The sequence below is a fragment of the Arthrobacter sp. ok362 genome (assembly GCF_900102785.1).
Classification (GTDB): Bacteria; Actinomycetota; Actinomycetes; order Actinomycetales; family Micrococcaceae; genus Arthrobacter.
This window is the reverse complement of sequence record NZ_FNGC01000007.1, coordinates 218,691-244,122: the sequence shown is the minus strand read 5'-3', so window position 1 is coordinate 244,122 and position 25,432 is coordinate 218,691. Positions and strand designations below refer to the sequence as shown.

General features: G+C 64.6%; 23 protein-coding genes. 13 read left to right on the top strand and 10 right to left on the bottom strand.

Going from position 1 to position 25,432, the window contains the following annotated elements; genetic code table 11:
- The first annotated feature begins 236 nt into the window (after window positions 1-236).
- On the top strand, window positions 237-503 hold the full coding sequence (locus BLQ10_RS11520) for a DUF1876 domain-containing protein (RefSeq protein ID WP_091562003.1): 267 nt from the start codon (window positions 237-239) through the stop codon (window positions 501-503).
- Between the two features lie 51 nt (window positions 504-554).
- On the opposite strand, the gene ligD is transcribed toward BLQ10_RS11520, so the two are convergent.
- Both ligD and BLQ10_RS11510 read right to left on the bottom strand, forming a co-directional pair.
- Entirely contained in the window at window positions 555-1,799 is a 1,245-nt protein-coding gene (ligD, locus tag BLQ10_RS11515) for a non-homologous end-joining DNA ligase (RefSeq protein ID WP_091562001.1), read from the bottom strand.
- A 143-nt stretch (window positions 1,800-1,942) separates the two neighbouring features.
- Complete coding sequence (locus BLQ10_RS11510) at window positions 1,943-2,281, bottom strand: hypothetical protein (RefSeq protein ID WP_091561999.1); 339 nt, start codon at window positions 2,279-2,281, stop codon at window positions 1,943-1,945.
- A 125-nt stretch (window positions 2,282-2,406) separates the two neighbouring features.
- On the opposite strand from BLQ10_RS11510, the gene BLQ10_RS11505 reads away from it, so the two are divergent.
- Both BLQ10_RS11505 and ppsA read left to right on the top strand, forming a co-directional pair.
- Window positions 2,407-3,225, top strand: a complete 819-nt coding sequence (locus BLQ10_RS11505; RefSeq protein WP_091561997.1) for a pyruvate, water dikinase regulatory protein — start codon at window positions 2,407-2,409, stop codon at window positions 3,223-3,225.
- A gap of 151 nt (window positions 3,226-3,376) precedes the next feature.
- Complete coding sequence (gene ppsA, locus BLQ10_RS11500; RefSeq protein ID WP_091561994.1) at window positions 3,377-5,782, top strand: phosphoenolpyruvate synthase; 2,406 nt, start codon at window positions 3,377-3,379, stop codon at window positions 5,780-5,782.
- A 143-nt stretch (window positions 5,783-5,925) separates the two neighbouring features.
- Here ppsA and BLQ10_RS11495 read toward each other — a convergent pair whose 3' ends face one another.
- From BLQ10_RS11495 to BLQ10_RS11475, 5 genes are all read right to left on the bottom strand, one after another.
- Window positions 5,926-7,602: a thiamine pyrophosphate-binding protein gene (locus tag BLQ10_RS11495; RefSeq protein ID WP_091561993.1), complete on the bottom strand. Its 1,677-nt coding sequence runs from the start codon at window positions 7,600-7,602 to the stop codon at window positions 5,926-5,928.
- Window positions 7,599-8,375 carry a cyclase family protein gene (locus BLQ10_RS11490; protein ID WP_091561990.1) on the bottom strand — a complete coding sequence of 259 codons (777 nt, stop codon included), beginning with the start codon at window positions 8,373-8,375 and terminating at the stop codon, window positions 7,599-7,601. The genes BLQ10_RS11495 and BLQ10_RS11490 overlap by 4 nt, the downstream gene beginning before the upstream one ends.
- Before the next feature lie 7 nt (window positions 8,376-8,382).
- Complete coding sequence (locus BLQ10_RS11485; RefSeq protein ID WP_175558587.1) at window positions 8,383-9,342, bottom strand: helix-turn-helix domain-containing protein; 960 nt, start codon at window positions 9,340-9,342, stop codon at window positions 8,383-8,385.
- A 158-nt stretch (window positions 9,343-9,500) separates the two neighbouring features.
- On the bottom strand, window positions 9,501-10,598 hold the full coding sequence (locus BLQ10_RS11480; RefSeq protein WP_091562060.1) for an LLM class flavin-dependent oxidoreductase: 1,098 nt from the start codon (window positions 10,596-10,598) through the stop codon (window positions 9,501-9,503).
- A gap of 53 nt (window positions 10,599-10,651) precedes the next feature.
- Entirely contained in the window at window positions 10,652-11,110 is a 459-nt protein-coding gene (locus BLQ10_RS11475) for a flavin reductase family protein (RefSeq protein ID WP_175558586.1), read from the bottom strand.
- Window positions 11,111-11,309: 199 nt separating this feature from the next.
- On the opposite strand from BLQ10_RS11475, the gene BLQ10_RS11470 reads away from it, so the two are divergent.
- On the top strand, window positions 11,310-12,047 hold the full coding sequence (locus BLQ10_RS11470) for a VOC family protein (protein ID WP_091561984.1): 738 nt from the start codon (window positions 11,310-11,312) through the stop codon (window positions 12,045-12,047).
- Between the two features lie 151 nt (window positions 12,048-12,198).
- On the opposite strand, the gene BLQ10_RS11465 is transcribed toward BLQ10_RS11470, so the two are convergent.
- The gene (locus BLQ10_RS11465; protein WP_091561981.1) at window positions 12,199-12,597 is read right to left on the bottom strand and encodes a RidA family protein; all 399 of its coding nucleotides are present in this window, start codon (window positions 12,595-12,597) and stop codon (window positions 12,199-12,201) included.
- A gap of 134 nt (window positions 12,598-12,731) precedes the next feature.
- Here BLQ10_RS11465 and BLQ10_RS11460 point away from each other — a divergent pair, with 134 nt between their 5' ends.
- The 9 genes from BLQ10_RS11460 (at window position 12,732) to acs (ending at window position 23,480) form a co-directional block, all read left to right on the top strand.
- Window positions 12,732-13,577 carry a fumarylacetoacetate hydrolase family protein gene (locus tag BLQ10_RS11460; protein WP_091561978.1) on the top strand — a complete coding sequence of 282 codons (846 nt, stop codon included), beginning with the start codon at window positions 12,732-12,734 and terminating at the stop codon, window positions 13,575-13,577.
- 31 nt (window positions 13,578-13,608) lie between these two features.
- Entirely contained in the window at window positions 13,609-14,091 is a 483-nt protein-coding gene (locus BLQ10_RS11455; protein WP_091561977.1) for a cupin domain-containing protein, read from the top strand.
- 5 nt (window positions 14,092-14,096) lie between these two features.
- Window positions 14,097-14,969 (top strand): acyl-CoA thioesterase, encoded by an 873-nt coding sequence (locus BLQ10_RS11450; protein WP_091561974.1) that lies wholly within the window; start codon window positions 14,097-14,099, stop codon window positions 14,967-14,969.
- Window positions 14,970-15,013: 44 nt separating this feature from the next.
- Entirely contained in the window at window positions 15,014-16,687 is a 1,674-nt protein-coding gene (locus BLQ10_RS11445) for an AMP-binding protein (protein WP_091561972.1), read from the top strand.
- Window positions 16,688-16,701: 14 nt separating this feature from the next.
- Window positions 16,702-19,092, top strand: a complete 2,391-nt coding sequence (locus BLQ10_RS11440) for a bifunctional salicylyl-CoA 5-hydroxylase/oxidoreductase (RefSeq protein ID WP_091561970.1) — start codon at window positions 16,702-16,704, stop codon at window positions 19,090-19,092.
- A 66-nt stretch (window positions 19,093-19,158) separates the two neighbouring features.
- A complete protein-coding gene (locus BLQ10_RS11435) occupies window positions 19,159-19,704 on the top strand; it encodes an acyl-CoA thioesterase (RefSeq protein ID WP_091561967.1) in 546 nt (181 codons plus the stop codon).
- Between the two features lie 38 nt (window positions 19,705-19,742).
- Complete coding sequence (locus BLQ10_RS11430; RefSeq protein ID WP_091561965.1) at window positions 19,743-20,627, top strand: PaaX family transcriptional regulator; 885 nt, start codon at window positions 19,743-19,745, stop codon at window positions 20,625-20,627.
- A 282-nt stretch (window positions 20,628-20,909) separates the two neighbouring features.
- Window positions 20,910-21,494 carry an acetate uptake transporter gene (locus tag BLQ10_RS11425; RefSeq protein WP_302847314.1) on the top strand — a complete coding sequence of 195 codons (585 nt, stop codon included), beginning with the start codon at window positions 20,910-20,912 and terminating at the stop codon, window positions 21,492-21,494.
- A gap of 6 nt (window positions 21,495-21,500) precedes the next feature.
- On the top strand, window positions 21,501-23,480 hold the full coding sequence (gene acs, locus BLQ10_RS11420; protein WP_091561960.1) for an acetate--CoA ligase: 1,980 nt from the start codon (window positions 21,501-21,503) through the stop codon (window positions 23,478-23,480).
- A 141-nt stretch (window positions 23,481-23,621) separates the two neighbouring features.
- On the opposite strand, the gene BLQ10_RS11415 is transcribed toward acs, so the two are convergent.
- Both BLQ10_RS11415 and BLQ10_RS11410 read right to left on the bottom strand, forming a co-directional pair.
- The gene (locus BLQ10_RS11415) at window positions 23,622-24,209 is read right to left on the bottom strand and encodes an HhH-GPD-type base excision DNA repair protein (protein ID WP_091561958.1); all 588 of its coding nucleotides are present in this window, start codon (window positions 24,207-24,209) and stop codon (window positions 23,622-23,624) included.
- Window positions 24,210-24,323: 114 nt separating this feature from the next.
- On the bottom strand, window positions 24,324-25,241 hold the full coding sequence (locus tag BLQ10_RS11410) for a ribonuclease Z (protein ID WP_091561955.1): 918 nt from the start codon (window positions 25,239-25,241) through the stop codon (window positions 24,324-24,326).
- Window positions 25,242-25,432 lie beyond the last annotated feature (191 nt).

Below are 25,432 nucleotides of genomic sequence, written 5' to 3'. Positions count from 1 at the left end.
CGAAAGAGGCCTGCGACCGGCCAGGGCGGGGCAGGGACGGCAGCTGATTCCGGTCGCGAACGTCGACCAGCTCGGGCGACCTCCGTCTGCATGAGGTCTGCAATCCCGCGAGAATTGCCTCGTCGTGCGGGGCAATTCAGGGCCTTTGGCGCGCACGGTCTGCGGGGAAGTTTGCGGACCTTGACGGCTTGCCTCGAGCTTGCCATGGTGGAAGTCGGATCGAGGAGGCGAGCACCATGCAAGAGAAGAGCTGGTCGGTGAACATCGTTATCGACGAACATGAAAACCAAACGCGGGCCACGGCGCGATTGAGGGCCGAGAACCGGGCCGAACTGGAAGGTGTCGGGTTGGCCAGGCTGAATCCGGTAGACTCCGATGTCCCCGAGATCGGGGACGAGCTGGCGACTGCACGCGCCCTGGCGGACTTGGCGCAGCAGCTGATCGAAGTCACCGCGGCAGACATCGAGAAAATTACCAAAGTACCTCCGCATCTCGGCGCTTAGCCCCGCCATGCTGAGCGTTAGTCCTGCCGGCCTGGACAACATCCGGTGTTGTCAGGACCCAAGGCGCCCCGGCCACTCTTTGCCCGCCCATGGGTCGTAGTCAGCGATGAGCTCCTCCTTCGGCGGACGCTCATTTTCGGGGACATGCTGCAGGTTCACCCGCACCCGGTACCAGAGCGAACTCGATCCGCGCATTCCGTCGACGAGTACGTCGGCGGGATGCAGTGCCGGGACGAGGTCCGCATGCCGAGTCTTCCATTTGTCGAGCGCCGCGAGCGCCTCGGGCTTGGTCTTGGTACGTGCCACCTCGATAAGCGGCATCACCGACTGCCGGCGGCCCAAGCCGTCGCCTGCGCGCGGCGGCTTTTCGGCGGGGCCGAGCTCGGCAGCCAAGGTGATGAGTCTGTCGAGTGTCCCTACCGCGTCGTCGATGCCGGCGTGGGGGTCGCCCACCATTGCGAAGCGCTCAAGCACCGTGGGCACCGTGAATTGTTCCGGCCGGGTGGAGGTGACCTCGTCCCAAGTGAGCGGAGTCGAGACCCGGGCGTCGGGCAGGGGCCGAATCGAGTAGGCCGATGCCACGGTGCGGTCCTTGGCGTTCTGGTTGAAGTCGACGAACACACTCTCGCCGCGCTCCTCCTTCCACCACCGCGCGGTGGCGAGGCCCGGAGCGCGGTTCTCGACCTCGCGGGCGAGGGTCTCGGCGGCGAGCCGCACGTCGCGGTACGACCACTGGGGCGCGATGCGCACCAGGATGTGGAGTCCCCGGGAACCGCTCGTCTTCGGCCACCCCACCAGTCCCACGTCGTCGAGCACCTCCCGCGCGACATAGGCGACGTCAACGATCTGCGACCAGTCGACCCCCGGCATCGGGTCGAGGTCGACCCGGAGCTCGTCGGGGTGCTCGAGGTCCTCGGCGCGCACGGGGTGCGGGTTGAGGTCCAGGCATCCAAGATTCACGACCCACGCCAAGCCCGCAGCATCCCGGATGACGGCCTCTTCGGCTGATGTCCCCGACGCGTAGTGCAGCGTCGTCGTGTGGATGAAGTCGGGGTGGTTTTCAGGCACGCGCTTCTGAAAGAACGGCTCAGCGCCGATCCCCTTCGGGAAGCGCTTGAGCACCATGGGTCGTCCCCCGGCGCCCCGCAGCGCACCATCCGCGACGGCGAGGTAGTAGCGAACCAAGTCGAGCTTAGTGAGCCCGGGCTCGGGGAACACCACCTTGTCCGGACTCGAAATGCGAACCTCGTTGCCGGCAATGTTGAGGATCTCGGCGGGGGTCTTCGACGGGTTCATGCCGCCACGCTAGCAATGATCGGATGTCCCAGCCAGACCAGCTGCGGGGGATAGGCGCTCCAGGACGCTGCATGGCCAACGGGCCAGTTCGACATCGAACTCAAGACCTGCAATTCCCAGCCCGAGTACTCGGGGAAGGATCCCTAGACGGCGTCCGGACGCTGATCTCCCTTGTGGCTCCGCAGATTCTCCTGCACTTTGCCGAACAAATCCTTGATGGTCGACTCCGTATTGGTGAGCATGTCCGGCTGGACGTAGACCTGTTGGGCGGGAGGCAGGCTGTAGTGGGACGGCAGCCCACCCGTGCCGTCCACCCCTTTCAGCGCGATCGTCACGCCGCCCTCCTTGCGCGCAATGGCGCCGATCCGGCCGAAGACCACGGTAAATTCGTCCGGCTGGAAGCTCACGGTCAGTCCGACATGTGTCCGGTTAAGGTCGCTTGCTGCGACGGCCTTCTCATTACCGGTGCCTGCATAGCTCATGTCCATCTCCTGCGGCAGTTGGTGGTCTTGTACGCGAGCAGTCTACGTCTGTGTCCGGAGGCCGGGTAGGGACCCGCCGGCTGCCCGATGCCGGGCGGGGACCGCTCCTGGTGGAGAATGCGTTCATGACCAATGAGGATCCTCGGCCTGTCTACTTCCTTTCGGACAGCACCGGCATCACCGCGGAAACGCTCGGCAACACCTTGTTGACGCAGTTCCCCGCTAACAACTTTGACCGCATCACGGTGCCCTTCATCACGACCGTCGAACAGGCCAAGACCGTGGTCCGCACCATCGACAAACTGGCCGCCACCGGCCCGCGGCCGATCGTCTTTTCCACGGCCGTCAGCAGCGACATCCGCCAGGTCCTGGCAACGTGCCAGGGGATCATCGTGGATCTCATCGGGACCCATGTCGGACAGCTGGAGCGGGCCCTCGGCTCACCGGCCAGCGGCGAACCCGGCCGGGCCCACGGCCTAGGCAATGCAGAGCGGTATCAATCCCGGATGGCCGCCGTCGAGTACGCCATGGAACACGACGACGGCCAGAGCCTGCGCGCGCTGGAAAAGGCCCAGGTCATCCTGGTGGCACCGTCCCGCTGCGGCAAAACACCCACCACCATGTATCTGGCGCTGCAACACGGAATCTTCGCCGCGAACTTCCCGCTGGTGGACGAGGACTTTGAGCGGGAGGGGCTCCCCAAGCCGCTGAGGCCTTTCGTTGAGAAATGTTTCGGCCTCTCCTCCAACCCCCTGCGCCTGAGCCAAATCCGCACCGAACGGCGCCGCGGCTCACCCTACGCGTCGCTGCGGCAGTGCGGCTTTGAGCTGCGCAGCGCCGAGCAGTTGTACGTCTCCCACCGGATTCCGTACCTGAATTCAGCCACGGTTTCCGTGGAGGAAATGGCTGCGACCATCTTGCAGCGCATGAACCTTAAACATTAGGGAAAAGTTTCACAAACCCGGTGTGGCGCACATCATGTGGAAAGAGCGCTCGGGATCTGTCACTGTGGACAGGATTCGCGCCCACCGACCGGCTATCGTCGCAAGCGGGGCGGCACATCTGCATGCCATCATCTGCAAAGGAGCAGTAACCATGACGACAGACATCCTGTGGTTCTCAGAACTCGGACTGAAGGACCTGGACCGGGTTGGCGGAAAGAACGCCTCCCTCGGTGAGATGGTGCAGAACCTGACATCTGCCGGCGTCCAGGTCCCTGACGGCTTCGCCACGACGGCCGACGCCTACCGAACCTTCCTTGCAGGCTCCGGCCTGGACCGGAAGATCGCCGACCGGCTGGTCGGCCTGGACACCGACGACGTGACAGCCCTCGCCTCGGCCGGCCAGGAAATTCGCAGCCTGATGCGCGAGACGCCCTTCCTGCCGGACTTTGAGGCGCAGATCCGGAACTCCTACCGGAAGCTTGTGGAAAAGCACGGCGGCTCCGAGGACCTCTCGTGGGCCGTTCGTTCCAGCGCCACGGCGGAGGACCTTCCCGACGCCTCCTTCGCCGGGCAGCAAGAAACCTTCCTTAATGTCCGCGGCATCGAGAACATCCTGCTCGCAATCAAGGATGTGTTTGCGTCCCTCTACAACGACCGGGCCATCGCCTACCGCGTGCACCACAAGTTCGAACACGCCGAGGTGGCGCTGTCCGCCGGCATCCAGCGGATGGTGCGCTCCGACGTCGGGGCCTCCGGTGTCATGTTCACAATGGACACGGAGTCCGGGTTCCAGGACGCCGTGTTCGTCACGTCCTCCTACGGCCTCGGCGAGGCCGTCGTCCAGGGCGCGGTGAACCCGGACGAGTTTTACGTCTACAAACCCGCGCTCCAGGCCGGCCGGCCTGCCATCCTCAAGCGCGGACTGGGCGAGAAAGCCCTCCAGATGACTTACACGGACAGCCGCGAGATCGGCCGCACCATCGACTTCGTACCGGTTGAGGCCTCGTTGCGGAACCGCTTCAGCCTCAGCGACGACGACGTCGAGCAGCTCGCCCGGCACGCCGTCGCCATCGAGGAGCACTATGGCCGCCCGATGGACATCGAATGGGGCAAGGACGGGATCGACGGCGGTCTGTACATCCTGCAGGCACGCCCTGAGACCGTGCAGTCCCGCCGGGCCTCCGGCAGCCTGAGCCGCTTCCGGCTCAACGGAACCGGCCGGGTGCTGGTCGAGGGCCGCGCCATCGGCCAGCGCATCGGCGCCGGCAGCGTCCGCATCCTCACCGCGATCGACCAGATGGCCGCGTTCAAGACCGGCGATGTGCTCGTCGCCGACATGACCGACCCGGACTGGGAACCGATCATGAAGCGTGCCTCCGCCATCGTGACCAACCGCGGCGGACGGACCTGCCACGCGGCCATCATTGCCCGGGAACTGGGGATTCCCGCCGTCGTCGGCACCGGGGACGCCACGGACGCCCTCTCCGACGGACTCGACGTGACCGTCTCCTGCGCCGACGGCGAGACCGGCACTATCTACGAAGGGCTCCTGGACTTCAGCGTCGAGGAAACCGAGATCACCCAGCTGCCCGAGGCCCCGGTCAAGGTCATGATGAATGTCGGCACCCCAGAGCAGGCGTTCACCTTCGCGCAGCTGCCCAACCACGGAGTGGGACTGGCCCGGCTCGAATTCATCATCAACCGCCAGATCGGCATCCACCCCAAGGCACTGCTGAACCTGGACGAGCAGCCGGCGGACGTCGCCGCGGAAGTCCGTGAGCGGATCGCCGCGTACGAGAGCCCGCGCGACTACTACATCAAGCGCCTGGCCGAAGGGGTGTCCACCATCGCGGCGGCCTTCGCGCCGGAACCGGTGATTGTGCGCATGTCCGACTTCAAGTCCAACGAGTACGCCAACCTGATTGGCGGACCCGCCTACGAGCCGCACGAAGAAAACCCGATGATCGGCTTCCGCGGCGCCTCACGGTACCTGGAGCCGTCCTTCCGGGACTGCTTCGACCTCGAGTGCGAGGCCCTGTCCTTCGTCCGCAACGAGATGGGGCTGACCAACGTCAAGCTGATGATCCCGTTCGTGCGGACCCTGGACGAGGCCCGCGGCGTCATTGACCTGCTGGCGGAGAACGGCCTCACCCGCGGCGAGAACGGCCTCGAGGTGATCATGATGTGTGAGATTCCGTCCAACGCCCTGCTCGCCGACGAGTTCCTGGACTACTTCGACGGATTCTCCATCGGCTCCAATGACATGACCCAGCTGGCCCTGGGCCTGGACCGGGATTCCGCGATTGTCTCGGGCGGATTCGACGAACGCGACCCTGCCGTCAAGAAGCTCTTGAGCATGGCCATCAAGGCCTGCAAGGCGCGCGGCAAATATGTCGGCATCTGCGGTCAGGGTCCCAGCGACCACACGGACTTCGCCGAGTGGCTGGTCGAGGAAGGCATCGATTCCGTCTCCTTGAACCCCGACACCGTGGTGGATACCTGGCTCCGGCTCGCCGGCGCGGCTGTCGAGGCAGGCGTCGGCGCCGAGGCGAACTGACAGCACGGCGCCGAGGCGAACTGACAGCACGGCGCCGAGAGGAGGACAGGCAGGACACCCGAAGGGCAGCACGGACTACGAAGTCCAGACCGTGCTGCTCCGTGCTTTCACCGGTGCCGGCTTGGAGGCAGTCCACGCCAGTCCTAGTGCCCTTGGAATGCCTCCGCGAGCCACCATGAGCCGCCGTCGGAAGCTATGCGGGCGTCGATCACCAGGGGTTTCTTCTGCTGGCCTTTGCGGTAGTCAGCAACCCACTGTCCAATCGTGTCGAGGTCCGATACGGAACGTACCACGACTCCTTGGGCCCCGAAACCGCGGGCGATCGCGGCAATATCGGCGGTTGGGAATGTGACGGTGCCCAGATCCGCGGAGGGATCGACTTCGACGAAGTGGTGGACTTCGGCGCCGTACCCGGAATCGTTGTAGACGACGCAGACGAGTGGTATCTCCAAGCGCACGGCGGTTTCCAGTTCACTGATGCCCATGAGGAAGCCGCCGTCGCCGACACCCAGCACCGGCAGCCGGTGCGGCTGGGCAATTGCGGCGCCGATCGCCGTTGACAGGCCCAAGCCAATCGCCTGGAACGCTTGCGTGAAGCAGAACCCAAATTCATCCGGGACGGCGAGATACTGGCTGGGATAGCCCATGAAGTTGCCGGAATCGACGGACAGGATTCGGTTTGTTGGCAGGAGGCTGTCCAGCTCGCGGCTCAACACGCGGGGGTCGATGAGGTCTCGTCCCGAAAGGTCCTCGAAAGCTACATCGCGCCACCGGGATCCAGCAGCGATCGCCTTGGCGTTCTCCTGCGTACGGTACTTCTCCGTCGGTTTGGCCTGTACAGCCGCCAAGGCGGTCAGCGCGTCCTCTGCCACCAACGCCGAATCGCCCAGTACGCCCAGGCTGATGGGACGGTTGGCTCCAAGAGACCCATCCTCCACATCCACTTGGACCACCTTGGCCTCTGCGGAGATAAGCCTGCCGTGGCGCATGGTCCACATGTTCAACGTGCAGCCCCAACCAACAATCAGGTCGGCGCCACTGATCATTTCGGCGGTCAGCGGAGAGGAGAAGCCGCCCGAGATTCCCAGGTTGAACGGCTCACCGTTGAAGAGGCCATTCGCGACGGCGGAAGTCGCTACGAGCGCGCCGGCGTGTTGGGCAAGGGCCAAGATTTCCTGCCGGGCACTCCGTCCGCCGCGGCCGGCGATAAAGACGGGGCGTGCGGCGCCGCGGATCAGATCGACCAACTCTTCCACCGCCCGGCGCTCCGGCCGTAGCCTGAAAGCGGCTGGAATTTCGACGTCGGCAATGCTGTCCGGCGCCAAGCCCGCCTGCACATCCAACGGCAGGCTAAGGACCACGGTGCGGCGCTCATTCACGGCGGTCCGGAAGGCGCGAACAGTGTCGGCGACGGCGGACGCCGGGGTGTGGATTCGTTCCGCGACCGCGCCGATGCTGCGCGCCAGCCCGTCCTGGTCGATGGTGAAGTTGTTGCGGATCGCGGCAGCTGGGGTGTCCGCCGTGAGTACGATCATGGGTGTTCGGCTCTTGGCCGCTTCACCAATTCCAGTGATGGCATTACTGAAGCCACAGCCTTGGTGTGTGCTGACAACGCCCACCTTGCCGGACATCCGGCCGTAGGCATCTGCCATGGTGGCGGCACCGCCCTCATGCCGTGCCGCCGTGAACGGGACACCCTCAGCACGCAGCGTATTGGTGACATCGAAGTTCCCGCTGCCCACCACTCCAAAGACATGGCCAGCTCCGAGTTTGGCCAGCGTCCGTCCCACCAGCGTGGAGACCCTTGCGTCGGCGCTCATGCGTTTTCGACCAAGGCATAGGCGCGTGCCGGGCTTCCGGTGCCGTCCACGATTGGCAATGGTGCAACCACGATGGTGGCGCCTGTGGCCGGCAACCGGTCCAGGTCGCGCAGTGAGGTGAGGCCGTATTTGTCGGCGCCCAGCAGATAGAAGTGGGCCGGGAACATCGGTTCGAAGGTGGCCGCCTGGCCGGCGTCGATGCCGACGGTTTCGACGCCGAAGCCGCTCACGCTGGCGTTGGTGGCGAGCCACTGGGCCGCAGCGGGGGAAACGCCGGGCGTGTGTGGACCGGCGTCGTCAGCATTGATGAAAGCGGCAGTGTCGCCCCCGCGGGCGGACCAGCCCGTGCGGAACAGCACCCAGCAGTTGTCCGGGAGGTCGCCGTGCTCTGCCTGCCATTCCTCAAAGTGGCTGGGTTCCAGCACGAAGTCCGGGTTGGCAGCGGCCTCGGCAGTCTTATCGATGACGACGGCGGGGCCCACCAGTCGTGCGGGTTCGATCTGGTCCACGGACTTTCCGTCCTTACCCGAGATCCAGTGGGTGGGCGCGTCCAGATGGGTGCCGGCATGCTCGCCGATGGTGATGTCATTCCATGCCCAGGCCGGGCCGCTATCGTTGAAGTTGCTGACCTCGGAAAGGCTCAGTCCAACGGTATTCGCGAACGGCTGGGGCAGACTCAAGATGGGTGTTTCAGTGCTAAGCGGCGTGGTGAGGTCAAGGACCTCAACTGTGCCGGCGTTCAGTGCAGACATCAAGGGCTGCAGAACGGACATTGATCTCCTAAGTGGTTGTGAGTGGCGGTCTTGCTGCGCCGCCGCGTAGTCGCTGAAGTGTTGTCGACGGCGATTCCTGGTACTTCTCTGTGTAATAGGCCGAAAACCTGCCCAAATGCGCGAACCCGGCATCGTTGGCGACGCCTGCCACGGTGATGTCCTTGGGGCCACCCCGTGCTTCCAGCCTTTGCCGGACCCGGGCAAGCCTCATGTCCCGCAGGACCTGGGCGGGGCTGCGGCCAATGTGGTCCTGGAAGGCAGCGTGCAGTTGCCGCGTGCTGATGCCGACGGCAGCTGCGACGTCGTCGATGCGGACATTCTCGCTCAGGTGCTGCTGAAGGTATCGGCAGGCCTGCTCCACGTATCCGGGCCCACCTTTCGTGGGTAGTGGCGCGAAGGAGGCTTCCAGAAAGGGCGCCATGCCGGCTGACAATGTGGCCAACAGGATGTTCTCAAGCCATGGGGCAGACTCGGCAGGAAGCCCTTGGTCCAGTTGCCGGCACGCTTCCAGCCAGGTTTGGGTGACCATGAGCGGGGTGCTGAGTTGGAGGGGCACGCTGCTCTTAAGCGATATGGGCTTGACCAGTGGCCGGTTGGACGTGGCCACCAAGTAGCTTTCCAGCGATTCAGCGTCCACCCCACCCACCAACGCTCCACGCTGCGGATCCGGAACCATCTTGGTCTGATGGTGGGAACTCAACGCGAAGGGCGTGTTGGCCACCCACTGGTTGCCGCAGGACTCCACGAGCATCGGACCCAGCGGTATGACCACCAGGACGCGGCGACCGGATGGTGGACTGACGATGGTGACGCCTGAACCGTAGGCCACGAAGACCAGGCTGACGGCGCGGGCGCGGAGGCCATTGACTGTTCCGTCGAGAGTCCCTTGGTGGGGAACCAGCAAGTGTTCGTCAGCCGTGAGTGCGTTGACGGAATCCCGGATGGCGGAGGCAGACCTGCTTCGCATCAAAGGATGCGCCGCGAGCGGGCGCGTCCCGGACGCCTGGCATGGAACGGCTTTGTTCCTGATAGCGGCCATGTAGCTTCCTCTCAAGCTCTGGGAATCAATCATATCTTTCGGCAGCGATCATGCATAGAGATATTTTTGCGATAGTCAAATTTTCGTCACATTGCGCTGAGTGGCTGGCGCACTCCCAAGCGCTCCAAACGCGGCAAGACCTCTTGGGCGAAGTACTCCAGTTCGCCCACGTAGTCAACGAATGCCAACGTCATGCCATCGAATCCGGCCTTGGCGTAGCGCGCAATTTCCGCGGCGACTTGGTCCGGCGTCCCTATCAACGGGCAGGAACCGTGCCCGGCCGCGAATCGGGACCGCATGGTCGCCAGCATTTCCTTCGTGAAGGACTGCGCATGCAGACCTTGGAGATTCATCAGGTAGTCCACGGCTCCCCAGTCGGCGTTTTCCTCAGCGTAGTAATTCAGGTAGTCCAACGCTTCGTCGTTGGTGGGCCGGCAGACAACGTGGCTCAGCGTCAGGACGCCCACTGCGCGCTGGTGGTCCGCCATCGCCTGGCTCTTGACGGATTGCACGATGCCTTCGCCGTCTTCCGGTCCGCCGACGATGGTGAACACGAAATCCGAATTCCGTCCGGCGAAGTTCCGGCCTTGCTTGGACGAGCCCGCGTTGAGGATGGGGACGCGCCCACCGGTGGGCTTGGGCAAGGCCTCGACATGCTTGAGGGAGAAGAACTTGCCCTCGAAGTCGAAGATCTCGTCGCGTTCCCACGCCTCGCGCACCACATCACACCACTCCTGGGCAAAGCCGTAGCGGTCATCGTGGGCGTCTGCCATGTCCACACCCATCGTTTCGTACTCGGGCTGGTTCCAGCCGGCCACGATGTTCAGTCCCGCCCGGCCGCCGCCAATGGCATCAAGGGTGGCGATCTGTTTGGCAGTCACCAGCGGGTGGTTGAACGCTGTGTGAACCGTCGAGAAGACGGAGATCCGCTGCGTCGCTGCCAGGAGGGCGGCTGCCCATGGAATTGGTTCGAGCACGGACCCGTGAAAGTTGGTGTCCCCCTTGTAGCCGATCCAGCGGGCTACTGGCAGCAGGAAGTCGATGCCGGCCTCGTCCGCAACCCGGGCCATCCGGAGGTTTTCTTCCCAGGTGGCTCCCCACCGTTCGTCAATCTTGGTGACGGCCAAACCTCCGGAGCAATTGGCCGAGAACAGGCCAAGCTTGAAGTGGTCCTTCGTGTTCATGGGGTGCATGGTGTCTCTTTCTTGTCGGAATCGATGGAGTGCAATGGGTTTGTTCACGGCCTGCGCAGGTCTTGTGAAAGCAAAGGTTCAAAGGCTTGCGGGCGGGCGATGTGGTCGACTTCCCCGACCAGGATGATGTGGTCCCCGCCGTCGTAGCGGGCCCAGATTCGGCAATCCAGGCGAGCTGCCACGTCCGTAAGCGCGGGCGCGCCGGTGGTGCCGGTGGTTGTCTTGAGTCCCTCAAACTTGTCCGCACCACGGCGGGTGAAGCGTGGTACGTGGTGGCTTCGGGCCTGGTCGAGGATGTGGACGGAGAAGTTATCCGTTTCCAGCCAGGTCCCGAAGTTCGTGGATGACCGGTCCACGCACCAGGAGACAAGCGCCGGGTCGAGGGAAACGGAGGCGAAACTGTTCATCACCAGGCCTGCCTGCCTGCCGGAGACCTCCGTGGTCACGACGCAGACTCCGGTGGTCCAGTGCCCCATGACCGACCGGAGATCGTGTGCGGTCACGGTGCCTTGATTTTCTGTGGGGAGCGCCTGCCCCGGGATGCTGTCTACCGACATCGAACCTCCAGCCACTTGCTTGCGAATGTTCCCTCAATTTTGTCGATGGGGGTGCACCGGAACTATCCGTTCCGCGCTGACCTCTGGCCGTTTTGCGTGACCTGCCTCTCATATCGGGTTTCACCTGGGTATAGGCTCGGGCGGTATGGCACTGCGACTTGTTCAGGTGAATTTCAAGGCTCGGGATGACTCAGCGCTCGGCCGGTTTTGGGCGGAGGCCCTCGGCTGGGGTGTTTCCAGCGAGGGACCCGGTGTGACCAATGTTGAACCGGTGGGCTTCGTCTGGCCGGACCCCGCCGCCGTCTGCGTCGATGTCGTCACCGTCCCGGACCCCGAGACGGTGAGATGCCGCGCGCACCTCGATCTCTCCACCACCTCTGCGGCCCATCAGGCGGAGCTGGTCGCGCACCTGTTGGAGCTCGGTGCGACGCCCGCCGACGTGGGCCAGGGGGACGTGCCGTGGATGGTTCTGGCCGACCCGGAGGGCAACCTGTTCCGCGTGCTGGAGCCTCGATCCATCTACCGGGACACCGGGCCGATCGCCGCGGTGGTGGTCAGCTGTGCGGATCCGCGGGCGATGGCCCGGTTCTGGGGCGCGGCGATGGACTGGACCCTGCACGAGCTGACCGACGATCATGCCAGGCTGCGTTCGGCCAAGGGTGTCGGGCCGTATCTGGAGTTCCTTCGCACGCCCGCCGTGAAGACCGTGTGGGGCCGTGTCCATCTCGACCTGAGGCCGTACCCCGGCGATGATCAAGCGGCAGAGGTGGCCCGGCTGCGGGTCCTGGGCGCCACTGACGCCGACGTCGGCCAGGGCGATGTGCCATGGGTGTGCCTCGCCGACTCAGAGGGCAACGAGTTCTGCGTCCTCACCCCGGGCTGACGCAGTGCCGCGGCTCCTACACGCGCGTCCAGGCGATGCAGACGCAGAGGATGTAGGCGGCGCGGCAGGTGATGGCGAGCTTGTCATCATATGGCAGCTGTTTGCCATTCGCTCCGCGCTTCATGCGACGCTCGCCCTCCTGTCCACAGCTCTACCGTTCCGGGATGACGGCGATGCCCTGGATTTCGATCAGGGCTTCTTTCTGCCACAGCCGGGTGACGCCGATTCCCGCCATTGCCGGGTACTGTGAGCCGGCCATTTCACGCCAGATCCGTCCGATCTCGCGGCCATTGACCATGTAGTCATCAACGTCCGTCAGGTAGATGGTTACGTTGACGAGGTCCTCGGGCTGTCCACCGGCCTCCCGCAGCGTGGTGAGGACATTCGAGAACGCCTGCGTGAACTGCTCCACGATGCCGCCGGGAACGATGTTCATGTTCTTGTCCAGCGCAGTCTGGCCGCCCAAAAAGACCGTGTTGCCGGCAAGCATGCCGTGCGCAAAACCGGACGGCTTGGGAAGTGATTCCGGGTTGATCGTCGTGTGGCTCATGCTGTTCCTCCTGGTCTGTACAACTGCGAAAACTTTTGAAAAGACTCTGTGCAGATCATTCCCGCCGTGCTACCTTGAGCATATGTGACGATCGTAAAAAAGTCGACACATCTAAATTCGAAGGGACAGCACGCATGAAACTTGCCACCTTGCGCACGGCCGGCGGAGGCACGACGGCGGCATTCGCCACGAGCGCCGACACGTACGTCGCGTTGCCGGCCACCGATGTCGGGGCGCTTCTCGCCCAGCCGGACTGGCAGGCCATCGTCCGTGAAGCGGAAGCCGCCGGGAGCACTGCCATCGCCGACGCCGAGCTGGCACCCCTGCTCCCGAGGGCCGGCAAAGTGATCTGCTGCGGCCTGAACTACGGTGATCACATCCAGGAGATGGGGCGCGAACTTCCCCAGTACCCCACACTTTTCGCCAAGTTTGCGGACACCCTGATCGGCGCTTCGGATGTTGTGGAAGTCCACGGGAGTGGCCGCGTCGATTGGGAGGCTGAGCTCGCCGTCGTCGTGGGTTCTGAACTGTTCCGCGCGGACGAGCACCAGGCGCGCAAGGCGATTGCCGGATACACGGTTGCCAACGATGTCTCCATGCGCGACTGGCAAAACCGGACGCTGCAGTGGTTCCAGGGCAAGGCTTTCGACCGTACGACGCCGGTGGGCCCGGTCATGCTGACCGCGGACGACGTTGACGGCGACTTTGAGGTCCGCGGCTACGTCAACGGCGAGCTCGTGCAGCAGGGCAACACCAGCACCCTGGTATTCGGTCCCGCGAAGCTTCTTTCCTACATATCCCAGTTCACCACCCTGCGCCCCGGCGACCTTGTCCTCACGGGAACGCCCGGGGGAGTGGGGATGGGAATGACCCCGCCGCGCTTCCTGAACGACGGCGATGTCCTCACCACTGAAATCGACGGGATCGGCAGGCTGGAAAACCGGTTCCGGATCCACGCCGCCGTCGCCGCCAACGCCTAGACCGAAACCAACCACTTCAAAGGAGAGACCAATGAGCCAAACAGCTACCGAATACCGCCTCGAAGGCGACAACTCCGTCTACGCCCAGGCTGACGGCAAAGTGGTGCCGGTGGTTACCCGCGCCGGCCAGGAAGACACCAACACCGCCCAGTCCGGCGATTGCATCCGCGTCTCCGGTGTCAGCATCCAGCACACCCCGGCAACCAAGATCTGGTTCGGCCAGGTCTCCAACACGCCTGGCTACCGCTCCCTGCCGCACCACCACGGCGAGGCCGAAACAGGCGGCTACGTGCTGCGCGGCCACGGACGCATCTACTTCGGCGAGAACTATCAGGAATTCATCGACATGAAGGCCGGCGACTGGGTGTTCGTTCCGCCGTTCATGCCGCACGTTGAAGCCAACATGTCCATCACGGAAGAGCTCGTCTGGCTCACTGCCCGCACGCCCGAGAACCTCGTGGTCAACCTCGAGGACGTTGCTGACGAAACCCTCGCCGACTACCGCCGGGCATAGACGCCATGATCACTGGAACATTGACATCGGAGACCTTCCTCAAGGCCGTGGACCTTACGTGGGTCCCGGCACAGGTCCACGATGAAGCTTATGAAGCAACGACCCAGTACGTGCCGTGGCCCAAGGCCTACGGCGGAGACATGGTGGCACAGGCGGCTGCGGCCATGATGCGATCGGTGGATACGGACCGCTCGCTGCACTCGATGCACAGCTACTTCATGCGACCCGTCGACGTCGGTTCCAGCGTTCGCTACGAAGTGGAGCGCTTGCGGGATGGCCGCGGGTACTCGACCCGCACCGTCCGCGGCTTCCAGAATGGCAAGGCTGTCTACGCCGCGATGGGTTCGTTCCAGGTTCCCGAGGACGGTCCGGACTTCCAGCCCGAGGCCCCTGCCGCCGTCGATCCTGCTTCGCTGCGAACCGCAGCAGAAGTGCTGGCCGGGACGGGCGGTCCGGCCGCGGACTATTGGTCCACGGGCCGTAGTTTCGACATGCGGCATATTCCCGGGCCGGTCTATGTCGAGCTGGAGGGCGGTTCTGTGCCGCAGCAAGCAATTTGGGTGAAGGCCTTCGACAGCCTGCCCGATGACTCCGACCTCCACCGCACTGCGCTGGCATATGTCTGCGACTACACCATCCTGGAACCGCTCCTGAGGGTGAACGGACTGAACTGGTCAAGCCACGGTCTCGCCACCGCCAGCCTCGACCACTCGATGTGGTTCCACCGCGACGGCCGCGCCGACGACTGGGTTCTCTACGCCCAGGAAGCCATATCCGGCCAGAGCAACCGGGGACTGGCCATGGGCCGCTTCTTTGACCGGCAAGGAAGGCTCCTTGCAACTGTCGCCCAAGAGGGCATGATCCGTCCCGGCCACTGAACTTCCTGAAACCACCCCCGGACGCACCACTGAAAGGAACGGCCATGACAATGACGACATCGGCCCACGTGGACACCTTCACCCGTGACCACCTGCCAGCGGCCAACACCTGGCCCGCGCTCGAATTCACCCTTCCCGAACTTCAGTACCCCGAACGGCTCAACGCCGCAGCGGTCCTGATTGATGACGCCGTTGCCGAACACGGCCCGGGCCGGCCCGCACTGCGGACTCCGGACGGCACGGTCTGGACGTATGGGGAACTCCAACAGCGCGCCAACCAGGTAGCCCAGGTACTCACCGAAGACCTCGGCGTGGTGCCCGGCAATCGCGTGATGCTGCGCGGCCCCAACAACCCGTGGATCGTCGCCGCCTGGCTTGGCGTGCTGAAGGCAGGTGCCGTAGTGGTGACCACCATGCCGATGCTGCGTTCCGCCGAGGTCGCCACCCTGATCCAGCTCACCAAGCCGGTGGTCGCGATCGCGGACCACCGCTTCGTGGACGAACTCGGCGTGGCGGCCGGGGAGGACGTCACCGTGGTCTCGTACGGAGCAGATGACGACGGCGACCTCACCGCCCGCTGCGCCGCCAAGAGCGGCGAGTTCACCGCCGTGGACACCTCAGCGGACGACGTCGCGCTCTTGGGCCCGACGTCGGGCACCACCGGCGTGCCGAAGGTGACCATGCACTTCCACCGGGACATCCTGGCCAACGCCGACACCTTCGCCCGTTACATCCTGCAGCCTACGGCGGACGATGTCTTCGCCGGTTCGCCGCCCTTGGCGTTCACCTTTGGGCTCGGCGGCCTGGTGGTCTTCCCGCTGCGGTTCGGCGCATCATCGCTGCTGACCGAACGGGCGGCGCCGGTGGAGCTGGCCGAAAATGCAGCTGCAGCAGGAGCGACGATCCTGTTCACCGCGCCCACCGCGTACCGGGCCATCCTTAAAGAGGACCGGGGCGATCTGCTTCGCGGCCTGCGCGTGGCGGTCTCGGCCGGCGAGCACCTGTCCAAGGAAACGTGGCACGCAGTCCAGGACGCCACAGGACTGCGCCTGGTCAACGGGATCGGCGCCACCGAAATGCTGCACGTCTTCATCTCGGCGGCGGGCGACGACATCCGGCCCGGCACCACGGGCCGCGCCGTGCCGGGGTACCGGGCCACCATCCTCGACCAGGACGGCAGGGAACTCCGTCCGGGCCAGATCGGCCGCTTGGCCGTCATCGGCCCCACCGGTTGCCGCTACCTCGACGATGCCCGCCAGGCGAACTACGTGGTCAACGGCTGGAACGTCACCGGAGACACGTTCACCCGGGACGAAGACGGGTACTTCACCTACCAGGCCCGCTCGGACAACATGATCGTCTCCTCCGGCTACAACATCGGCGCCCCCGAGGTGGAGGCGGCCATCGACCAACACCCGGATGTGGTGGAAAACGCCGTTATCGGAATCCCGGACCCGGAGCGCGGCAGCATCGTCTGCGCGTTCATTGTGCTGCGGGAAGGCGTCGCCGGCGATGCCCAGAAGCGCAAGGAAATCCAGGACTTCGTCAAGCAGGCCATCGCCCCGTACAAGTACCCGCGGGACATCCGGTTCGTCACTGAACTGCCACGCAACCCCAGCGGCAAACTGCAGCACTTCAAGCTCCGTGACGGCCTCCTCGAAGACGGCCTAGCGAGCCAAACCCAAGAACTTACCCCAGCCGGCCAGTGCCAGGCCTGAGAAGGAGCACAACCATGAAGATTGCAATCGTTGGAGGCGGCCCCGGAGGCCTGTACTTCGCAGCATTGATGAAGCAGCTGGACCCGTCCCACGACATCACCCTCTGGGAACGGAACGCTGCCAGCGACACGTTTGGTTTCGGCGTCGTATTTTCCGATGAGACGCTTGGCGGCATTGGCAACGCCGACGCCGTAGTGGCCGACTACATGAGCCGTCGCTTCGCCCGCTGGTCCGATATCGACATTCACTTCGGCGGCGAGACGATGACCGTGGGCGGCCAGGGCTTCGCGGCCATGAGCCGCAAGGAGTTGCTGGAGCTGCTGCAGCGCCGCTGCGCCGAACTCGGCGTGGACCTGCGCTTCCGGACGCTGGCACCGGCTGTTGAAGAACTCGAAGTGAACTACGATCTGGTGCTGGCCGCGGACGGCATTAACTCGCAGATCCGCGCCAAGTACGCCGATTCCTTCGGGCCGGACCTGGACCCCCGCAACAACAAGTTCATGTGGCTCGGCACCGACCAGGTCTTCGAAGCCTTCAAGTTCTTCGTCAAGGAAACACAGTGGGGCGTCATGCAGATCCATGGCTACCCGTATTCCGACGAAGGCTCCACGTTCATCGTCGAAATGCACGAGGATGTATGGCGGGCTGCCGGCTTCGACGAGACCGCCAACGATATCTTCCCGCCGGGTGTCTCGGATGAAAAGGCGATCGCCAAGATCCGCTCGATCTTTGACGAAGAGCTGGACGGCTACGACGTCCTGTCCAACAACTCCAAGTGGATCAACTTCACCACCGTCCGGAACGAGAGCTGGCGCCACAACAATGTCGTGCTGCTCGGCGACGCCGCCCACACGGCACACTTCTCCATCGGCTCGGGCACCAAGCTGGCCATGGAGGACTCCCTCGCCCTGGCGGCCTGCCTGCACGAACACCCCGACGTAGAATCCGCGCTGTCCGCCTACGAAGCGGAGCGCCGGCCTGTGGTCGCCTCCACCCAGCGCGCGGCCCAGGCTTCGCTTGAGTGGTTCGAGCGCATCGGCCAGTACAAGGACCAGGACCCCACTCAGTTTGCCTTCAACCTGCTCACCCGCAGCCGCCGCATCACGCAGGAAAACCTGCGCCTGCGCGACCCCGAATTTGCCGACGCCGTGGACCGCAACTTCGCCGAGTCCCAGGGCCGCGCAGAGGTCGCGCCGGCCATGTTCCAGCCGTTCAGCATCGGCGAACTGGAACTGAAGAACCGGATCGTGGTCTCCCCGATGGATATGTACTCCGCAGTTGACGGTGTCCCGGGCGACTTCCACAAGGTCCACCTCGGTTCCAAGGCCCTTGGCGGCGCCGGCCTGGTCATGACGGAAATGGTGTGCGTCTCCGACGCCGGCCGCATCACCCCCGGCTGCAGCGGCCTCTACACGGACGGCCAGCGCGATAGCTGGAAGGAAATCGTGGACTTCGTCCACAGCCGTTCCACGGCCAAGATCGGCGCGCAGCTTGGCCACTCCGGCCGCAAGGGCTCCACCAAGCTCATGTGGGAAGGCATCGACGAGCCCCTCGAATCCGGCAACTGGCAGGCGGTCGGACCGTCGGCGCTGCCCTACGGCCCCGGCAACCAGACGCCGCAGGAACTTGATCCTGCCGGCATGGAAGCCATCACGGAAGAGTTCGTAGCGGCGACGCTCCGGGCCGAGCAGGCAGGCTTCGACCTCCTCGAGATCCACGCAGCCCACGGCTACCTGCTGTCCTCGTTCCTCTCGCCGATCTCCAACCAACGCACCGACGAATATGGCGGCAGCCTGGAGAACCGGCTGCGGTTCCCCTTGGAAGTGTTCGACGCCGTTCGCGCGGTGTGGCCTGCCGGCAAGCCTGTGACGGTGCGCATCTCGGCGACCGACTGGATTGAGGGTGGAAACACCTCCGACGATTCCGTCGAGATTGCCCGGGCCTTCGTTGCCCGCGGCGCTGCCGGCCTGGACATCTCCACAGGCCAGGTGACCAAGGACGAGAAGCCCGCTTTCGGCCGCAGCTACCAGACGCCGTTCGCTGACCGCATCCGCCAGGAAGTCGCCGCCCCGGCAGGCGTGGCCGTGATCGCCGTCGGAGCCATCTCCAGCTTCGACGATGTGAACTCCATCCTCCTCGCCGGTCGTGCGGACCTCATCGCCCTCGGCCGCACCCACCTGTACGATCCCCAATGGACCCTGCACGCCGCCGCGGAGCAGGAATACCATGGCCCCGGTGCCCAGTGGATTCCACAGTTCCGAGCCGGGCGCCGCAAGCCGCCGAGCTCGCGGACCGACGCCGTCCGTCCGCGGTTGTCCCTGCTGCGGGAACCGGACGCTGAAGAGGCGAACACCCACCTGCGCTGGACCCCCGCGTCCGCTACCGCACAGGTTCTGGTGAAGTAGCGATGGCCGCACCCGTCAACGACTGGAAAGTGCCCCAGCGCACCACCGGCGCCCGATAGGAGAACCATGGATCACACTGAGTCGCTGGGGAGTGCGGAGCCGCTGGGGAGCGCGGGGTTTCCGGAAGCGAGCGTTCAGCGCACGGTGGAGTGGGTGGACACCGATGCCTCCGGCCACCAGCACAATTCGGCCATCCTTCGGTGGGTTGAGGCCGCCGAAGCCGAGCTCTTCCGAGGCCTGGAACTACTGGACTACTTTCCCAGTGCGCCCCGCGTCCAGCAAGTAATCAACTACACGGCCAAGCTGTGGTTCGGCCAGCGCGTCACCGCCAAGGTGAAGATCCACGCGCTCGGCCGGACCTCGCTGACCATGGCTTTCGAGGTCCGCGGCGAGGCCTGCGGAACTCACGACGGAAATGGCGACCGTGGCGCTGTGGCCTCTTTTGGGACAGTCACCACGGCGCACGTCCCCGCTGGGGCCACCACCGCACAGCCCTGGCCAGAACATTTCGTCAGGGCTGTGCGGGGCGACCAGCCCGTATCCGGTGGCGAGGCCGCCGCCGTCACGACCATCAAGGAACGGGACAGTTCCCGCACCTATGATGAAACATGACTGGCGCCTGAACTAGGCGCGGAAATGAGGATCCTTCAATGATCGCCGTCCCCGAACCGCCGGTGCGCCACCAGCAAATCATCGTCACCCTTTTCGGTCTCTATGGCCGGAACGCCGGTGACGCGCTCCCGGTCTCCGCGCTGATTTCCATGCTGGGAACGCTGGGCTATGACGCGCCGGGCGTTAGGTCGTCAGTTTCGAGACTGAAGGCCAAGGGCGTTTTGAAGAGTATCCGCGAGGGCGGCATTGCCAAGTACAGGATCTCGGAGTCCGTCAGCGACGTGTTCCGGGAAGGCGACAGGCGGATCTTCGCTCCGGAGCAGCCGACGCCGGTGGACACCTGGGTCCTGGCCGTTTTTTCGGTGCCGGAATCCATGCGAAACCGCCGGCACCAGCTGCGTTCCGAGCTGTCCGGGCTGGGATTCGGTTCCGTGGCATCGGGAGTGTGGATCGCGCCCGCCCGCAAATTGGAACAAGCCCGGGAACGCCTGACGGCGAGCGGGCTTATCCAGTTCGTCGATCTTTTCCGCAGCGACTACGTGTTCGACGGTCCCATGCGTCCGAAGATCTCCGAATGGTGGGACCTCAAGGAACTCGACGAGCAATTCACCGAGTTCCTGGAGCTCTACCAAGGCGCGGAGCGGCAATGGACCGAGCGGGTAGGCGACGATCCCGGGGCCGCCTTGGCTGGTTCCACGGAAGAAGTGCGGCGCGATGCTTTCCGCTACTACATCCCGATGCTTACCATGTGGCGCCGTTTCCCGTACCGCGACCCCAACTTGCCGGCCGATTACCTGCCTCCGGAGTGGCACGGACCGGCAGTCCGCAGGACTTTCCAAGCCGTGCACCGCCTGGCGGGGCCACTAGCGGCGGCACACGCCCATGAGCTCATTAGCGGAGTTTTGGACCCGGCCGCGGCATAGCGAACCTTTACGGGGCCGCCACGGGTGTTGGTGCGGCAGCGGCACCTCATTACCAAGGGCGAAGCAGTGCGGTCTACGCCGCAATATGTTGCGACCTGAACGCCGCCCATTTCGATGTTGCCCTTGCATACTCAGGTGTAGCCTGATATACGTCACCAGCGATGGTGCTGGTGCTGACCAAGGAGTCGTGCCATGAGTATCGAATCAAGCTCCGCGGCGGGGACCGTCCCGGCGGGAAGTGGTCGCAGGGCCGAAAATCCCCTACCAGCCCAAGGCGCTGTTGTGTCTCCACAGGCAGGCATCAGCCCACCCTTTGCCGATCCGGCAGCTTTAGGTTTGGGCGCTTTCGCAATGACCACGTTTGTCCTCAGTGTCATCAATGCCGGCCTGATCCCCAAAGCGGTCGAACCGGTAGTCCTGGGACTTGCACTATTCTACGGCGGCATCGCGCAGTTCGGCGCCGGAATCTGGGAATTTGCCAACCGCAACGTCTTCGGCGCGACGGCTTTCTGCTCATACGGAGCCTTCTGGCTGTCCTTCTGGTTCTTGAGCCAGTTCAGCGCGGGCAGCCTTCCGGCAGCGGACGCCGGCAAAGCCGTCGGCCTCTACCTTCTGGCCTGGGCCATCTTTACCGCCTACATGACCATTTCCGCGTGGCGCGTCAGCATGGGCGTATTTGCCGTTTTCGTCTTCTTGACCCTGACCTTCATCGCGCTGTTTCTCGGCGCTTTCTCCGGAGCAACCGGGCTGACGATGCTGGGCGGCTGGCTGGGCATCGTGACGGCACTTATTGCCTGGTACTGCTCCTGCGCCGTGGTCGCGAACTCCACCTTCAAACGGACCGTGCTTCCGGTGGGACGACGGTGACAGGCTATGGCCGCAGACCCAACAGAATCGGATGAGACCCTCGCAAACCTGTTGCACGAACAGCGGCGCTTTCCGCCGGAAGCCGGCTTTTCCGCCCAAGCCAACGCCACGACGTCGGACTATGACGAAGCCGACGGCGACAGGCTGGCGTTTTGGGCGCGGCAGGCGGAGCGGCTGGACTGGTCCCAGAAATGGAGTGAGGTCCTGGACTGGTCTAATCCGCCATTCGCCAAATGGTTCGTCGGGGGCAGGCTCAATGCCGCCTACAACTGCCTGGACCGGCATGTAGCTGCCGGCCGCGGAGACAAGGTCGCGTACTACTTTGAAGGCGAAGCCGGGGACAGCCGCACGATCACCTATGCCCAGCTCACCGATCTGGTCTGCCAGGCAGCGAACACGCTGACCGATGTGGGCGTCATGTCCGGTGACCGGGTGGCCATTTACATGCCGATGATTCCGGAAACCGTCGTGGCGATGCTGGCCTGTGCGCGAATTGGAGCACCGCACACAGTCGTGTTCGGCGGGTTCTCTGCGGACGCGCTCCGGACGCGGATCCACGACTGCGATGCGCGGATCGTCATAACGTCCGACGGCGCCTACCGCCGCGGCAAGGCCAGCGGGTTGAAGTCCGCCGTCGACGAGGCCCTGCTGGACTGCCCGGACGTTCGGAATGTCCTGGTGGTCCGCCGCACAGGCCAGGAGGTCGATTGGACACCGGGCCGCGATATTTGGTGGCACGAATCGGTTGAGCTGGCCTCCGCCGATCACGACGCCGAGGCCTTCGACGCCGAACATCCCCTGTACGTGATGTACACCTCGGGCACCACGGGCAAGCCCAAGGGCATCCTGCACACCACCGGTGGCTACCTCACGGCATGCGCCTACACCCACTGGGCGGTGTTCGACATAAAGACTGAGTCCGATATTTTCTGGACAGCCGCGGACATTGGCTGGGTTACCGGGCATAGCTACATCGTGTATGGTCCCTTGGCTAACGGTGCTACCTCCGTGCTGTACGAGGGCACGCCGGACACCCCGCACCAGGGCCGCTGGTGGGAAATCATCGACAAGTACAAGGTCACGATTCTCTACTGTGCCCCGACCGCCATCCGGACGTTCATGAAATGGGGCGCCCAGATACCGGCCAAGTACAGCCTCAGGAGCCTGCGTGTGATCGGCACCGTGGGCGAACCGATCAACCCGGCTGCCTACATCTGGTACCGGGAGAACATCGGGCACAACCAAACGCCCGTTGTGGACACTTGGTGGCAGACCGAGACCGGAGCCATCATGATCAGCCCGCTCCCGGGAGTTACAGCAGGTAAACCGGGCGCCGCCATGAAGGCACTGCCCGGGGTCGTGGCCGACGTCGTAAATGACGCGGGCGCACCCGTTGCTAACGGCTCCGGCGGCTATCTGGTACTACGGGAACCTTGGCCATCCATGGTGCGCACCATCTGGGGTGACAATGACCGGTACGTTGAGACGTACTGGTCACGGTTCCCGGGGCTCTACTTTGCGGGGGACGGCGCGAAGAAGGACGAGGACGGGGATATCTGGCTTCTCGGCCGGGTGGACGACGTGATGAACGTGGCAGGACACCGGCTTTCGACGACGGAAATCGAATCGGCGCTCGTCGCCCATCCGAAAGTCGCCGAAGCCGCCGTCGTCGGCGCCCTCGACGACACCACCGGGCAGGCCATCGTCGCCTTCGTCATCCTGCGCAGCGGGGCGGGCGACGGCGGGCCCGAGGTCGTGCAGGAGCTGCGGGAACATGTGGCCAAGGAAATCGGCAAAATCGCCCGGCCCCGGCAGATCATGGTGGTAGCCGAGCTGCCTAAAACCCGGTCCGGCAAGATCATGCGACGGCTCCTCAAAGACGTGGCGCAGGACAGGCCGATCGGGGATGTCACCACCCTGGCGGACTCGTCAGTCATGGAGCTGATCAAGGCCGGCATGCCGGGCGGCGCCGGCGGGCTGCACTAGTTGGCGAACCGGCTCCGGCATAACGATCACAACTCCGGTCGCAAGAAGCAGCTGTCTGGACAACGCAGATGGCGGAGGCCGGGGCAACCCTGGAATCGTCCGCAGGTGCGGCGGCCGCCGTCGGGATTCAGCGGGACGTTCTTACGACGGCCCAGATGCCTTCGCGGCTTTGGCGGCGGCCTTGGCGGCCTGCTTGCTGGCGCGCACTTTTCCCAGCGATTCCGGGTCCACGATGTCGGCTACAGAAAGGAATGCGCCTTCCTGTCCGTAGTAGCCAGCAGCCTCCCGCCAGCCTTCTGACTGGAGTCCGCACTGCTTCCCCAGCAGTGCCAGGAAGATCTTTGCCTTTTGCTCGCCGAACCCGGGCAGTCCTTTCAGCCGGCGGAGCACTTCCTGGCCGTCGGGGTCGTCCTGTGTCCAGATGGCAGTTGTGTCCCCATTCCAATCGCGCAGTATGGTCTCTGCGAGGGCCTGAACGCGGCTGGCCATGGAGCCGGGGAAGCGGTGGACGGCCGGACGCTCCTTGAAGATTTCAACGAAGCCTGCCGGGTCGTATTCAGCGATCGCGGCAGGGTCCATGGACCCCATGCGGGTCATGATCTTTTCGGGTCCGGCAAACGCCGACTCCATGGTCACCTGCTGGTCAAGCAGCATGCCGGTCAGCAGCGCGAACGCGTTATCGCCGAGCAGTTTATCTGCGGCGGGGTCGCCAGTAATGTGCAGTTCCATGCGCTCATCCTCCCACCTGCTCTGGTCACCGTCATGCAAGGCGCTGAAGCCGACGCAGGGCCCAGTCAACGGTTCCAGCCGTACACCTCCGCTTGCGACGGTACAGACGCGTGGTTAGAACGCACGACGTTGCGGAAAGGCAAAGCGGTCGAGGTCATTCGCGGCAACCACCGCGGCTCCACCTGCGCGGCTCCGGGCCTGCTCGGCGAGTGGGGCAACGTCCCCGTAGCGCGAAGAAAAGTGGGTGAGGACCAGTGTCCCCGCGCCCGCTGATGCTGCCAGCTCGCCCGCCTGCCCCGCGGTGAGATGGCGGAACTGGGCGGCGAGATCGGCGTCGTCGTCGCTGAAGGTGCACTCGGTGACGAGCAGGTCGGCCCCGTCCGCCAGTTCCTCCGCGCCCTGGCAGGGTGCGGTATCCATGACGAAGGCGAATCGCTGACCGGGCCGCGGCACGCTCACCTCCGCCAGGCTCACGCCGCCCAAGCTTCCTTCACGCTCGAGGCGGCCGACGTCGGGTCCCGCTATCCCGGCTGCGGCGAGCCGGTCGGGAAGGAGCGTGCGCGCGTCGGGCTCCACGAGCCGATATCCGTAGGCCTCGATGCGGTGATTCAGTGCCCGGACGTACAGGCCCTGGCCGATCGGTTCGGCAAACCTGTGGCCGGGGCCCCCGTGTTCGCTGCCCCCGTGCGGATGCAGCCTTAGATCTATGCCGGGGGAGGCGACGGACACGAGAGCCCGGACCGTGTCCTCGCCGGAGGCGGGGTAGTGCAGATGGACGGGGTGGTTGACCTTGTCGAGGGCCATACGGGAAAGCACGCCAGGCAGGCCGTAGCAGTGGTCGCCGTGCACATGCGTGAGGCAGATACGCGTGATCTGGGAGACGGTGACTCCGGCGTGGATCATCTGCCGTTGCGTGCCCTCTCCGGGATCGAAGAGGAAGTCCTCGCCATCCCAGCGCAGCAGGTACCCGTTGTGGTTGCGGGTCCGGGTCGGGACCTGCGAGGCGGTGCCGAGGACGACGAACTCACGCATGGAACCCAGTCTGCCACTCGTCGGCTGGGACGATCGGTGACTCCAAGACTTTGTCGGCCTCGATCCTATGTGCTGTGCGTTCCGGGCAAGCCTTCTTGCCTCGTTACGTACGCCTCTTCCGTGTCCAACCGTTGAGCATTCGGTGCTTTGGGTCAGCAACGCCCGGATCAGCTCCCGGCTGTGCCTCTCAG

Excerpts from the sequence above, each read along its gene's own strand:
- BLQ10_RS11520 (WP_091562003.1), top strand. The coding sequence starts at position 237 with ATGCAAGAGAAGAGCTGGTCGGTGAACATCGTTATCGACGAACATGAA.
- ligD (WP_091562001.1), bottom strand. The coding sequence starts at position 1,799 with ATGAACCCGTCGAAGACCCCCGCCGAGATCCTCAACATTGCCGGCAAC.
- BLQ10_RS11510 (WP_091561999.1), bottom strand. The coding sequence starts at position 2,281 with ATGAGCTATGCAGGCACCGGTAATGAGAAGGCCGTCGCAGCAAGCGAC.
- BLQ10_RS11505 (WP_091561997.1), top strand. The coding sequence starts at position 2,407 with ATGACCAATGAGGATCCTCGGCCTGTCTACTTCCTTTCGGACAGCACC.
- ppsA (WP_091561994.1), top strand. The coding sequence starts at position 3,377 with ATGACGACAGACATCCTGTGGTTCTCAGAACTCGGACTGAAGGACCTG.
- BLQ10_RS11495 (WP_091561993.1), bottom strand. The coding sequence starts at position 7,602 with ATGAGCGCCGACGCAAGGGTCTCCACGCTGGTGGGACGGACGCTGGCC.
- BLQ10_RS11490 (WP_091561990.1), bottom strand. The coding sequence starts at position 8,375 with ATGTCCGTTCTGCAGCCCTTGATGTCTGCACTGAACGCCGGCACAGTT.
- BLQ10_RS11485 (WP_175558587.1), bottom strand. The coding sequence starts at position 9,342 with ATGCGAAGCAGGTCTGCCTCCGCCATCCGGGATTCCGTCAACGCACTC.
- BLQ10_RS11480 (WP_091562060.1), bottom strand. The coding sequence starts at position 10,598 with ATGAACACGAAGGACCACTTCAAGCTTGGCCTGTTCTCGGCCAATTGC.
- BLQ10_RS11470 (WP_091561984.1), top strand. The coding sequence starts at position 11,310 with ATGGCACTGCGACTTGTTCAGGTGAATTTCAAGGCTCGGGATGACTCA.
- BLQ10_RS11465 (WP_091561981.1), bottom strand. The coding sequence starts at position 12,597 with ATGAGCCACACGACGATCAACCCGGAATCACTTCCCAAGCCGTCCGGT.
- BLQ10_RS11460 (WP_091561978.1), top strand. The coding sequence starts at position 12,732 with ATGAAACTTGCCACCTTGCGCACGGCCGGCGGAGGCACGACGGCGGCA.
- BLQ10_RS11455 (WP_091561977.1), top strand. The coding sequence starts at position 13,609 with ATGAGCCAAACAGCTACCGAATACCGCCTCGAAGGCGACAACTCCGTC.
- BLQ10_RS11450 (WP_091561974.1), top strand. The coding sequence starts at position 14,097 with ATGATCACTGGAACATTGACATCGGAGACCTTCCTCAAGGCCGTGGAC.
- BLQ10_RS11445 (WP_091561972.1), top strand. The coding sequence starts at position 15,014 with ATGACAATGACGACATCGGCCCACGTGGACACCTTCACCCGTGACCAC.
- BLQ10_RS11440 (WP_091561970.1), top strand. The coding sequence starts at position 16,702 with ATGAAGATTGCAATCGTTGGAGGCGGCCCCGGAGGCCTGTACTTCGCA.
- BLQ10_RS11435 (WP_091561967.1), top strand. The coding sequence starts at position 19,159 with ATGGATCACACTGAGTCGCTGGGGAGTGCGGAGCCGCTGGGGAGCGCG.
- BLQ10_RS11430 (WP_091561965.1), top strand. The coding sequence starts at position 19,743 with ATGATCGCCGTCCCCGAACCGCCGGTGCGCCACCAGCAAATCATCGTC.
- acs (WP_091561960.1), top strand. The coding sequence starts at position 21,501 with ATGGCCGCAGACCCAACAGAATCGGATGAGACCCTCGCAAACCTGTTG.
- BLQ10_RS11415 (WP_091561958.1), bottom strand. The coding sequence starts at position 24,209 with ATGGAACTGCACATTACTGGCGACCCCGCCGCAGATAAACTGCTCGGC.
- BLQ10_RS11410 (WP_091561955.1), bottom strand. The coding sequence starts at position 25,241 with ATGCGTGAGTTCGTCGTCCTCGGCACCGCCTCGCAGGTCCCGACCCGG.